General features: G+C 47.8%; 9 protein-coding genes. 4 read left to right on the top strand and 5 right to left on the bottom strand.

Annotation, left to right across the window (positions count from 1 at the left end; all coding sequences use genetic code 11):
* Positions 1–85 precede the first annotated feature (85 nt).
* Positions 86–1,954, bottom strand: coding sequence for an AbfB domain-containing protein (locus tag MKX40_RS30070; protein ID WP_339238778.1), 1,869 nt, complete (start codon positions 1,952–1,954; stop codon positions 86–88).
* Between the two features lie 361 nt (positions 1,955–2,315).
* On the opposite strand from MKX40_RS30070, the gene MKX40_RS30065 reads away from it, so the two are divergent.
* Positions 2,316–3,092: a glucose 1-dehydrogenase gene (locus MKX40_RS30065; RefSeq protein ID WP_339238777.1), complete on the top strand. Its 777-nt coding sequence runs from the start codon at positions 2,316–2,318 to the stop codon at positions 3,090–3,092.
* A 269-nt stretch (positions 3,093–3,361) separates the two neighbouring features.
* Here MKX40_RS30065 and MKX40_RS30060 read toward each other — a convergent pair whose 3' ends face one another.
* Both MKX40_RS30060 and MKX40_RS30055 read right to left on the bottom strand, forming a co-directional pair.
* Positions 3,362–4,807, bottom strand: a complete 1,446-nt coding sequence (locus MKX40_RS30060; RefSeq protein WP_339238776.1) for a DEAD/DEAH box helicase — start codon at positions 4,805–4,807, stop codon at positions 3,362–3,364.
* 223 nt (positions 4,808–5,030) lie between these two features.
* Positions 5,031–5,387, bottom strand: a complete 357-nt coding sequence (locus MKX40_RS30055; protein ID WP_339238774.1) for a hypothetical protein — start codon at positions 5,385–5,387, stop codon at positions 5,031–5,033.
* Between the two features lie 430 nt (positions 5,388–5,817).
* On the opposite strand from MKX40_RS30055, the gene MKX40_RS30050 reads away from it, so the two are divergent.
* Positions 5,818–6,756 (top strand): macrolide 2'-phosphotransferase, encoded by a 939-nt coding sequence (locus tag MKX40_RS30050; protein ID WP_339238773.1) that lies wholly within the window; start codon positions 5,818–5,820, stop codon positions 6,754–6,756.
* Between the two features lie 43 nt (positions 6,757–6,799).
* Positions 6,800–7,486 carry a hypothetical protein gene (locus MKX40_RS30045; RefSeq protein WP_339238772.1) on the top strand — a complete coding sequence of 229 codons (687 nt, stop codon included), beginning with the start codon at positions 6,800–6,802 and terminating at the stop codon, positions 7,484–7,486.
* Positions 7,487–7,621: 135 nt separating this feature from the next.
* On the opposite strand, the gene MKX40_RS30040 is transcribed toward MKX40_RS30045, so the two are convergent.
* The gene (locus tag MKX40_RS30040; protein ID WP_339238771.1) at positions 7,622–9,916 is read right to left on the bottom strand and encodes a 5'-nucleotidase C-terminal domain-containing protein; all 2,295 of its coding nucleotides are present in this window, start codon (positions 9,914–9,916) and stop codon (positions 7,622–7,624) included.
* 252 nt (positions 9,917–10,168) lie between these two features.
* Here MKX40_RS30040 and MKX40_RS30035 point away from each other — a divergent pair, with 252 nt between their 5' ends.
* Positions 10,169–11,131: an endo-1,4-beta-xylanase gene (locus tag MKX40_RS30035; protein ID WP_339238770.1), complete on the top strand. Its 963-nt coding sequence runs from the start codon at positions 10,169–10,171 to the stop codon at positions 11,129–11,131.
* A gap of 135 nt (positions 11,132–11,266) precedes the next feature.
* Here the strand turns inward: MKX40_RS30035 and MKX40_RS30030 are convergent, their stop codons facing one another.
* Positions 11,267–12,604 carry a glycoside hydrolase family 30 protein gene (locus MKX40_RS30030; protein ID WP_339238769.1) on the bottom strand — a complete coding sequence of 446 codons (1,338 nt, stop codon included), beginning with the start codon at positions 12,602–12,604 and terminating at the stop codon, positions 11,267–11,269.
* Positions 12,605–12,641: the final 37 nt, after the last annotated feature.

The raw sequence follows: 12,641 nt of genomic DNA, 5'->3' as shown, positions 1-12,641 counted from the left end.
TGTCTCCGGCACGTTATGCCTCCCATTGCTTCGCGCAACCCACCAAACCTGGCTAAGCCTAAATTTTCATCTCCAATTCATTTTCTTAGAAATTAGTCCGCCCAAACGTGGCATCACCCTTCACTGTTGCGCTGCTAGTTGCATTGACAGCATCCAACTGCAGTACATAATCATAATGCCGGATGTAATATCCTGGCTGACTGTATGATTGAAGGGAAACTTTGGTGCTGTCAGCCCAACCAGGGCTGCTCAAGAACGTGGCATCTCCCTTGTAGGCAGCGGTGTCGGCGTAGGCTTCAAGTACAATTTTGTTGCTGGCGTTGCGCTTCAGAAAGTAGCCGGGGAAGTTAATGGATTCCAGTGAAATTCCCGTGGAACTCGCTAGACCCGGTACGACACGGAACTGGGAGTCCAGCGCAGGAGAGACATTAGCGTCAATCCGTGCGATGTAGTTGGCATGACGGATGTATCGATCCGGAACGTTGTGTGAACTGAAGCGGCTGTACCCTGTGGCTTCCGGTGTGGCTGGACCCAACATTTTGACCTCGTGCAGGGTTGGGGTGTACCAGTTCCCTGGATTATTCCACAAGACGGCGTTCACCATATTAATTCGGACATAACGTGCGGTGAAATGCACAGCGTCCGTGGTGAAACCATAGGTCAGATTGTTGGTGCGATCCAATGTGGAGTAATTGATACCATCGTTGCTAATTTCGATTTTATATTTGTAGTACCCTTCGGAACCTTTATACATAAACCAGGACGTATCGATCTCCGTGATCGTCTTCGGTGCGCCGAAGTCCACCTGCCACCATGCAGGCCAGCTATTGGAGGAAGCTACCCAAGACGTCTGGTAGTTCCCGTCATTGACGTTGGATGCGGATGAGCCGGAGGCTGTGGAGATGGCGGTAGCTGTTTTGCCTTGTGCATGGTTGACGAGAGCAGGCGGGGTTACGATGCCTGTCGCTGCGTCGATATTCCACGTTGTATACCACTCCAGTGATGCTGTTCCATTCGAATCATTCAAGGTTAGCGGTAGCCAGATATGTTTGTGCTCTCCAATACTCATGGGGTTCCAGCGGTCTGCCATGTAGATGTAGGATGTGGTGCTGCTGCCTGTAATCGTGGCAATATTATGAATCTGCGAACCGAAGGCAGATGGATTTCCATATGGTGTAAGTGCAGTCCACGGGCCCGCCATGGAAGTTGCTGTAGCATATGCCCCCTGATTCGGATACCAGCCAGCGGCTTGGGAGGTGAAGAGGTAGTAACGGTTTCCTTTTTTCACAACGGCAGGCGCTTCGCGGTAGGCATTCTCGAACAGCCAGCCTTCGAAGGATTGTATTCCGGTGTAACTTGCATTCATTTTGAAAATAGCCATCGAATCATTGGCACCGCCATTTTTGCGTGAAGCAGTAACCAGATAACCTGTGCCATCTGTATCAACAAAGACGTTCATGTCACGGGATTCATAATTGAGTGGGCGGAAGCTGCCCTCATAGGTGAATTTGCCATTTGGGGTATTGCTCGTTGCCACCGCTACACGCCCGAGGTTGTAGTCTGTGCCATTCTCATAGTGTGCCCAGAGCACATACTGGTTGGTTGATGCATTATAGATGACTTTGGGGCGTTCAATCTTGCTGGAGGCCAGCTCGGTTGCGGAATCTTTCGTCAGGATGGCGTTGCTGAAAGTCCAGTTCTTCAGATCGGTGGAGGTGTAGACGTTCACGCTGTCGAATCTGCCGCTCACCGCATGTTCACCGTACAGATAATACATCGAACCTACCTGTAGAATGTTGCCGCTGTTCGCATGGATGGGATTGCCTGCGGTGTCGAGCCAATCGGTACCGTTGGTGATCGTGACACTTGCTGCGCTTGTTCGCTCAGGATGAAGTCCAAACAGGGTGAACGTGAGTGCAAAGACCAGTAACCAGACCGCTTTCCTGTTACCCATTACATACACCTCCACAGATAATAGAAATATAAAAGCGTTTTCATTTATATTGTAGTTGATTTACAATCTTTGGCAAGTGAACATTTCAATGAGAGATGAACTCAGCAGCAGGCAGAGGGCAAGAGCAGCAAGAGCGAGGGCACGAATGCAGAATGAAAATGAAACTGCCTGGTGTCATAAGGAGGGCTAGCCAGCGAACCTGCTGGAGCTTCGGCTACGCTCGGAGGATATACGGATATGATGGCTATCGCTGAACGGAGTGTCCTTACCGAATAGGAGAGCAACATTTTGTATGTCGTCTCGTGATATAACTGTCTTGTGCCCGTGACGGGTGCTACTTATTCAGTAGGGGGATGACGTTATGAACGAGATATGCAGAAGACTTGAAGGGCAGATGGCCTTGGTAACAGGAGCAAGCAGAGGCATCGGTCGCAGTATTGCAATGCGTCTGGCACAGGAGGGTGCACATGTGCTTGTGCACTTCGGGACACGACAAGACGAAGCGGAGCAGGTTGTGCGGCATATTACAGAACATGGTGGACAGGCGCAAGCCATTGGAGCGGATTTGCGCACGCTGGATGGAATTCATGCATTATTTGCGCAGGTCGATGATGCTGTTCGGAAGCATGGACGAGATGGCAGTCTGGATATTCTGGTAAATAATGCAGGCATCGGGCAGGTTCTTGGTCTGGAGGAGACGACAGAAGCTTCCTTCGACGAAGTGATGAACATAAATGTCAAAGCCCCCCTGTTTGTCAGCCAGCAGGCCGTTCCGCGTCTGCGGGATGGCGGGCGAATCATTAATATTTCTTCTTTTGTTACACGAGTGGCTTCCCCGGGCGTGTTCGCCTATAGCATGACGAAGGGGGCGGTGGATACCCTCACCAAGCTACTGGCCAAAGAGCTGGGAAGTCGCCAGATTACGGTCAACGCGATCCAGCCAGGCATTATTAATACCGAGATGAATGCAGCAACACTCACGAACCCGCATGGACAGGCATATGCAGCAGGTTTGTCTGTTCTTAATCGCTGGGGAGAGCCTGAAGATGTCGCAGATGTAGCTGCATTTCTTGCGTCAGCAGACAGCCGCTGGGTTACCGGACAATGTCTCGATGCCAGTGGGGGATCACATCTCTAACATTGCTTGCAGTGTGATGGACTCCGCGTAATGCTGATCCATATCATGTATCACATGAACTGACAGGATAAGGAGGCAATGATTCTCAACAAAAGAGCAAACAAGGGATAACGACCTGCTAAAGGCCTGTTATCCCTTGTTTTGTAACCGGATGAGGTGGATCTGTTGCTTGGTATGATTTTCTATCTTTTTGTTGCGTTTGCGTAGTTCTCTTTGTATGGTAGCTGCACGGTCCGCTACCCTTGAATCGAATTTCCGATGTAATTCTGCTACTTATGACCTTTACGAACCTTGAGCTGCATCTTTTTGATCGTTGTATTCTGCATAAGCTCCAGTACGAGTGGTCCTTTGCCATTCAGAATCTCCACATCTGTTACATTGTCTTGAATGGTAATGATCCCGATATCGTCTGCAGCAACGCCTTCAAGCTTGGCGATGGTACCGACAAAGTCTACGGCACGAAGTTTCTTCTTCTTGCCTCCGTTGAAGTTCAGCTTCATGATCTGTTGGTTCAACTGTTCGCGCTTGTCCTTTTTACGTTCAGGCACGATCTTCAATCGCTTCTCAAAATCTTCTCTGCGGCGATCCACAGCTTCCTCGGAAGGAGCTTTCACAACAGGAATTTCGAAACCGATATAGGATTCAATCTCGGCCAGACGTCGGCCATCTTTCGGTGTAATCAACGTAATGGCTTTACCTGTTTTGCCTGCGCGACCCGTACGGCCTGTGCGGTGAACATATCCCTCTTTTTCCAAAGGAATATCGTAGTTGATGACATGAGTAATATTCGTGATATCAATACCACGTGCGGCTACGTCCGTCGCGATCAGATAACGGAATTGTCCCCGTCTGAAGGCGTTCATGACTTCGATCCGTTCATCCTGCTCCATGCCACCATGGATACGATCTGCTGGATAGTCCAGGTCAGCCATGACCCGGAACAGTTTATCTACATTCTCCTGCGTACGGCAGAACACGATGCAGCTATCCGGATTTTCCACAATGAATAAGTCCTGAAGCAGCGCGGTTTTGTTCACCTCTGGCACGTGAATCACAGCATGTTCGATGGTGGCTGTTGTCAGTCCGCTTGCTTTGATCTCGATCTCCACCGGTTTGTTCATGTATTTTCGTGACAGCTTGGCTACATCTTCAGGGAACGTAGCGGAGAACAGCATCGTTACTCGCTCCTGCGGCAGTTTCTGAATGATCGCTTGTACCGTCTCAATGAAGCCCATATTTAACATCTCATCGGCCTCGTCAATGACGAGATAGGCGATCCGATCGAGTGGCAGCGTGCCGCGTTCGATATGATCCAGTACCCGACCTGGCGTACCTACAGCGACATGTGTTCTTTGTTTTAACTCGGCTTTTTGGATATGAAAAGGGGACTGTCCGTATAGTGCGGTTGCTTTAATACGCTTAAAGCGGCCGATATTTGTAATATCTTCGTTAACCTGCAAAGCCAGTTCCCGGGTTGGCGTAAGAATCAAAGCCTGTGGCTTATTTTCATTCCAATCTACCAGCTCGCAGAGCGGAATGCCGTAGGCAGCTGTTTTACCGCTACCCGTCTGTGATTTCACCACAAGATCCTGATTCTCCAGTGCTACCGGAATAACTTTAGTTTGCACCTCGGTTGGTGTCTCATAGCCCAGACTGTCCAGTGCTTTTACGATCTCTTCACCAAGTCCATAATCTTTAAATTGTTGCTCGCTCATCGTTTACCTCTTTTGCGTTAGTTTTTGTACAATTATTGCACCGTACATTTATCGTATACCTTTTCATTATACTCTATATGCAGGCAGGCTAACGGAGTAAATACCTCAAGTGATTAAATTGTTTTCATCCAATCCGATATCAGGAGCAACCGCACGTTGCTGTTCGTAGGTGTATCATAACGTTCCACGTGAAACGAATTGTATCGGTGAATATTGCTGTGTGTTAATGAATGACCATTTTCACAGCCTTGGTTTGGGGAGGGTAAGATTGAGCGATTATTCCACCAATCCATACGTCTGCTCTTCGACCAACGAGTGTCTCATCCAAAGAGACGGTGACAGTCTCTCCTGCGATGATGAGTTCAGCATCCGTGTTGAGCGAGATCCAAATCGGTCCTGATTTAACACCTCCATCTTCTTTATTCTCGATGAGTACCTGACCTCTTTCTTCCTCAAAATCCGTAATCATTCCTCGCACATGTGGCTTCTCTTCCCCCTGTTCCTCGGATTTCTCTGCGCATCCGAGCGTTAGCAGAAGTAAGATAACTGGCAATAAGGACAACCTTCGTACAATGGACATCGAGTTGTTCACCTCTCATCCTTTCTGATTAGACCTATAAACTATGGACGTTACCTGAGACGCACAAGTTCCTGTATATCAATAAAAAGAACCAAAAATATTTCATTCGGTCTGGAACTGGGATATGGAATATGTTAGCATATGGGTAACTTATTGAACGGAGGGATACGTGTGCTAAATTTTTCCCGATTGAGATAGTTTGGCGAGATGTTTGTTTCGCTTGCTGTTTTCTGCCTGTGTGCAGCTCATCGGGATTGGTTTGCCATTGTACACGTATGCCGCTAGTCATGAAAGAATCACTCTGTGAAGGGGTTCTTTGATGTACTACTATTTTTTTGTGAGCATTCGGGTATGCCAATATCCAAAATGAACTGCACAGGCGAACATGTCTGTGTTTTTTAGTTTATCCAGGAAAAGGGGAGTGCCTAATATGACAAAATCGAACTCAAATGAACATTTGGCAATTCAAAATGAACTATTATCTTTAGCCGGACAGAACGGACTAATTATGGATAAGGAGTCCTTGGAGATTAACGAGTCGGGTATGGATTTTCGTGTAGCATTCACCACGGACGAAGAAGACCGCAGATGGGTTTTGCGCCAGCCGCGACGTGAAGACGTATGGGAGCGAGCCGAGAATGAGCGCAGGGTGCTGGATGTAGTCCGAGGCAGTATACCCGCACAAGTACCCGATTGGCGGATCTGTACGCCAGAGTTGATCGCTTATCCTTTACTAGATGGTGATCCGATTGCAGTTGTCGATCCTGCAGGGGGAGGTTATGTCTGGCAATTCCCCCAGGAAAGTTTATCTGATACGTTTCTCGATTCCCTGGCTGTGAACCTCGTCGCGCTGCATAACATCGATCCACACGAGGCGAAGAAAGGTGGAGTACGGATCAAAAAACCTATGGAAGCTCGCAAGGAATTTGCAGCCAATATAGAAGAGGTTAAGCAGAATTTTACGGTGCCAACCGAACTGGTTGAACGTTGGACGATATGGCTATCTGTAAGTAGCTATTGGCCGCAGCACTCGGCGTTCATCCATGGTGATCTGCATCCGCCGCATATTATTGTCGATAAGGAACAACGCGTAACTGGACTCATTGACTGGACGGAAGCGGAGATTGCTGATCCGGGTAAGGATTTCGTCATTTACTATGCACTCTTTCAGGAGGAAGGACTGCGTGACCTGTTGAGACGTTATGAGAAGGCAGGAGGAAGAACATGGCCCCGGATGCTGGAGCATATTCGAGAGCAATGGGCAGCCTATCCTGCGATTGTTGCCAAGTTTGCACTAATTACAGGCAAGGAGTCGGACATGGAGATGGCGAGAGGCATGCTCGCAAACTGGGATGTGAAGAGGGGCTGAGCTTGAAGGTATATATCAACCATATCAGGTAAGGGGTGGATGTATGGCACGATTCCGAATGATATGTTGGCTAACAAGTATTGCATTGCTGGTTAGTCTAATGGGATGTACAACACTGTTTGTCAATTCAAGTGATCGTGCGGAGAACGTGCTCTCCCAAGAGCGAATGAAGGAACTACGTGAGGAATATCCACTATCTACGAACACCCCCGCGACGATATCCATGAGAGAAGTAAGCTTTAGAGAGGTCATGACATATGGGGATAGCGTTGTTGTGGCAGAGGTAATGAAAATTTTGCCGAGCTTTAGTGTGGAGCTGAGTACTGAACCGGGCACACCTGAAAGAATGATGGCTGATAAGGATAAAGCTAATGGAATGACACCATACCAACCTAAATTCATTTCCTATGAAGTGAAGGTACATGAAGTAGTAACAGGAGCTGATGTACCGAAGGATACTTTTTTATTTTACAACGCTGACTTCGCAGGTGTGGAGCCTGAACTTAAACCAGGTATGGAGATTATCGCTGTAGTCAAAAAGGGGACGACCGGGAAACAGGTGGATGGATATTCGTTCACCCGCTACGGCACGTATTATATTGTCGATGGTGACTACGTACTTGCCGCCTACGAGGGGGAGTCGGAGGAATTACGTGATTTTACGGAAAAAACAAATGGCATACAGCTGGACTCTTTCATGGATAAAATTAAGAACTTGCCCTCAGGCTAAATGTCTTCATTCCCACAGAGAAGTAGAGGAGAGGCAATACGCATAAACATTGGTTAACATAGCAAAGGGCGATCTCGACCATGATTTCCATGGGAGAATCGCCCTTTTTTCGTTAAGCGTGGTGCGTAACGATTGCTATTTCAAAATGCTCACATATTTCCCGTATACGAATGCTACACGTCCATCGATTTTCACTTTGACCCAGCCATATTTGTCTGTACTAAGTACCTCAAGCAGGGTGCCTTTCGGTACGGCAGCAATAACTTTGGCTTTGGATGAAGCGCCAGCACGTACGTTCAGGTAAGCCGCTGTAACCTTGGCTTGTTTACCTTTGGTGATGCTACCCGGTTTACCCGTGTTTGGTGTTGAAGGTTTACCAGGTTTCGACGTGCCTGGAGTCGGTGTTGGTTTAGGTACGGTTGGTGTTGTCGGTTTCTCAGGTGTAGGTGTGGTCGTATCTCCATCGCCACCTGCTGCCTTGCGAGCTTTGTTCAGCTGTTGATAGAACGCTCCCTTGGTTTTCACACCTGCGAATTGCGCTGCACTCACATTGCCTTTGGCAGAAAGTGCATCAATCTCTTCTTGGGTCACCGCATCCAAAATGTTAATGGAGGCAATGTTGGTGTACTTGCCATCTTCCGTTGTTGGCACAGACATGATGCCATCGTTAATTAACTCCACCACATCTGCACGTTCTGGTGCAGTCAGGTCTACGCCGGTGATTTTCCAGTTGTGCTGAATCTTCGGTTCGTAGACACCTTTCATAACATCTTTCAAATAAGCAATGGACAGGTTGCGAATCGTACCTTGGATCTCACCAAATGCAGAAGCATCCTTGGAGGACCAGAGCTGCTTGAACTTACGTCCTTCCATGGCGCCGCCTTTGGCAATCAGGGCTTCCATTCGGTAGGCATTCATGCCCAGCTTCAACGTATCGTCTTCTTTGACGGCTACACCGTTGCTGTACTTAAGATTCGTAATCCGACTGCCGTATGGCTTGGTCAGGTCAATCTCATACGTTACGCCGCCGAAGAAATCATCGGTGCTGTATTTGGAAGCACGCCGTTTCGGATCAAAGCTGACAGTCACATCACCCGGGCGTGTGGAGTTGAAGTATCCCGCAGACCACTCCATATAATCCATCAGATCCCGTCCGGTTACTTCATACACGGTTACTTCACCAAAGGTATATTGGTAGTTGAACGCAATATCCTTTTTCTTGATCGGGCCTACATCCAGCTTGGCCTTGTCGTTATCAATCTGGTGCGCGACCACATCGGCATCACTGTAATGCAACATCACTTCGGTGAAAAAGTCAGACAAAGGTGTTTCCTGGATCTGCACAGCAGGGATCCCCTTAATCTCATCGGCAGGCACCAGGTTCGTGCCTTTCAGTTCAGCGACTTCAATGTTGGCATCGGCACGAGCAAACTCGTGGAACGGATGCAATGTCTCTTCCAGCGCAGGATCGGAGACTTCGTATGTTCCGTCGGCTGCTTTTACAGCGAGTGCTTGAGCTTCTTTGCTTTTCAGCACAACTTTGTCGCCGTCTTTGGCAAATGTCAGATCAATTCGCGAAATATGTGAGCCATATTTATTCGGTTCGGAGATCAATACACCGTTAACCGTTTGGGATTCAATCAGAGTATGCATATGTCCGGCAAAAATGGCAGCCAGCTCCGGGTTGGCGTTGGCGATATCCGTCACTCCGGTTCCCGGATTTCCGTTCTCGTTATCCAATCCCATATGCATAAGTCCAACCATGACATCGACTTTGCCTTTCAGCTCGGCAATGGCCTTCTTGGTCTCTTCTACAGGATCTTTGACGATGATACCGTCCAGGTGATCCGTACCCTTCTCGAACTCGGTAATCATCGGTGTGTTCATTCCAATGACACCCACTTTGATGCCGTCTTTCTCAATAATCGTATAGGCAGGCATGTAGCGGTCGCCGTTTTCTTTGAAAATGTTACCTACGAGAGGCTGTCCATTGAATTGGGAAGAGATCTTCTCCAGTACGTCCAGTCCAAAGTTAAACTCATGGTTACCCATAACCCATGCGTCATATTTCATTTCATTCATCGCAACCATCATGGGAGATTGAGGTTGATCATTGAATAACTCAGCGGAGTTATCCTGAATCATGTCCCCTGCATCCAGCAGAATCGTATTGGGATTCTCGGCGCGCACTTTTTTCACAATGGTATAGAGCTGCGTCATGCTGCCGGTTGGGTTTGGACCGTCCAGAGCATAGTCCCATGGCATAAATCGGCCATGAATATCCGATGTACCCAGCAACGTGATCTTGGTTTCCTTGTCTGCCTCAGCAGCCTGAGCTGGAGTAGAAGCAAAAGGGGCGAACAAAATGGAGGCACATAAAAGGAACGATAAAGGCCATCCGGCGAAACGTTTTGTTGAAATTTTGCGCATGTTGTAATCTCCCTTGTTATCTAGTGTATGTAAAGATATGTGTCATTTTATACTAGATAAACATGTGGTAAATGTAAACTCCAATGTAAGCGTTATGTTGGATTTAAGAGAGGAATCTATAAATATAGCTAACTATTAATTTACGATTTTTGAAAATAGTATAATTTGCAGGTGTTAAAGACCAAAATTATCCAGTAAAATGGTTTTTGTAAGCGCTTAATAATTCTAAATAATGATTAAGGAGGAATTTCATTGTTCAAGTCCAAGTGGTTCAAGACGGTTGGTTCACTAGCATTGGTAGGCGTTCTCGCTGCTTCGGTTGCAGTTGGTAGTGTGAGCGCTGGTTTGGCAAAAGGTAGCAAATTTTTAGGCAATATTATCGCTAGCCAGGTTCCTTCGAATTTTAGCCCTTATTGGAACCAGGTAACTCCGGAGAACTCCACCAAGTGGGATGCTGTGGAAGGTACACGCAACGTGATGAACTGGGGTCAGGCAGATATGGCTTACAACTATGCGGTCAACAACAATTTTCCGTTCAAATTCCATACGCTCGTATGGGGAAATCAGCAACCAAACTGGATTAACAGTCTCTCTGCCGCAGATCAGAAGGCTGAAGTGACACAATGGATTAACGCCGCAGGCCAGCGGTATCCGAAGGCAGCATATGTGGATGTCGTCAATGAGCCGCTTCATGCCAAGCCTTCTTATCGCAACGCGATTGGTGGAGATGGAGCCACTGGCTGGGATTGGGTTATCTGGTCATTCCAGCAGGCGAGACAAGCCTTCCCGAACGCCAAATTGTTGATCAATGAATACGGAATTATCGGTGATCCGGCTAAAGCGGACCAATATATCCAGATTATCAACCTTCTGAAAAACAGAGGTTTGGTTGATGGTATTGGTATCCAAGCACATTACTTTAATATGGACAACGTCTCTGTGAGCACGATGAACACAGTACTGAATAAGCTGGCTGCGACAGGTCTGCCGGTCTATGTATCCGAACTGGATATGACGGGCGATGATAATACACAGTTGCAGCGCTATCAGCAGAAATTCCCTGTACTGTGGAAGCATGCTGCTGTTAAAGGCGTAACACTGTGGGGCTACAACCAGAACCAAACATGGGTGAACGGTTCGCATCTGGTTAATAGCAACGGTACAGAACGTCCAGCGCTGCAATGGTTGAGAAATTATCTGGCGAACAACCCTTAAGCGTTCATTTTGACGAGTCTGAGTTTCCCTTGTGAAATTCGTTATTATATAACACCAAATAGCGCCTGTTCCACATGTTAAGCATGGGAATATGGCGCTATTGGTGTGAGTATGCTTTGTTTCAACTGAGGTTTGTTACTTCGGTTGAATAACCATGCTGTTGAAGGAATCAGCTTCCAACTCCAGACGAAGGGTGTGTCCTTCATATGCCAGATACAAGTCGCGACGATCCTGGAATGGATTGTTGATGACAATGACGAGACTGTTATCCGGGTTGCGGAAAGCCACAGATTTACCGCTCCAGGCCCCAGACAGGCCGACTCTTCGAGCACCAGGGACCACATGATGAGCGAAGTGTTTCATCACATAATACTCCGGGTTTCGAGTAACCTCCTTATTGTCCGGATCTACGGTCATCATGGAGTTCTGCTCCCAGCCCCATGTGCTGCGGCCTTTCGGTTCCAGAACCATGTTCCAGTAGATGTACGCGTTCACGCCGTTGCTGAAGTAATGCTGGTAGAGGTTATATACGTATTTGGCGTAGTTCCATGAGTTGTTGCCATCGCCGCATTCGTTCTCGGTCTGCATATAACGTAGCTCCGGATAACTTGCCGAGGTACGTTGAATGGCATTTTTGCCAGCCCATTGATATCCAACACCTTTGATATAGGAATAGGCTTTTGGATCACTCAGGACAAGTCCGGCGTACTCGTCGAAGTCGTTTGTTTTTTTCTTGATCAATTCTTCCCATGGATCAGGGGCGTTGATCGTGCCCAGCCAGATCTCCGTATCCAGACCGTGTTTGTCAAAAGCCGGCCCCAGATAATCGGCGATAAACTCACGAAGCTGCTCGCCTGTCCACATGCAAGAAGGGAATTTCTGATCTGCAATGACTTCGTTCTGCACATGCACCTGATGAATGGTAATGCCTGCATCACGATAAGCCTGTACGAATTTTACGAAATACAGGGCGTAAGCATCCAGAATATCTTTCTCCCAACGAAGTGTGCCGTAGTTATAGGCTTTCGGCGACTTCATCCATGTTGGCGGGCTCCAAGGGGAGGCGAAGAATTGCAGGTTCGGGTTATAACGCAGAGCTTCCTTGATGTAGGGAATCAGATATTTGAAATCACGTTCGATCGAAAAATGTTCCATGGCCACGTCGCCGTCCACCTCGTTGTGGCTGTACCACTGCTCCGCATAATCACTTGCGCCGATGGGCAAGCGGCAGATGTTAAACTTGTGCTCACCCTCCGGATGGAAGAGGGAATGAAATACCTCATGGCGCTGCTCCTCGCTCAAGTGAGACAGAGCCATATAACCAAGCTCGTTGAAACATCCGCCGAATCCTTCCACAAGCTGATGCTGCTCACCCGTGAGTTTTAAGTTAGCGCTTTCATTTGTCGACGCAAAAGATAACTCTTTCCATGGACTATCTTGGGTTGTTGAATAACCAGTGAACGTAAATGTCATATAATTTTCCTCCTCGCGTGGACTCCAGCTGTCATCT

The organism is Paenibacillus sp. FSL R5-0517, assembly GCF_037974355.1.
In the GTDB taxonomy this organism is placed as follows: Bacteria; Bacillota; Bacilli; order Paenibacillales; family Paenibacillaceae; genus Paenibacillus.
The sequence above is the reverse complement of the archived record's forward strand: the minus strand, read 5'-3'. Positions and strand labels throughout refer to the sequence as shown.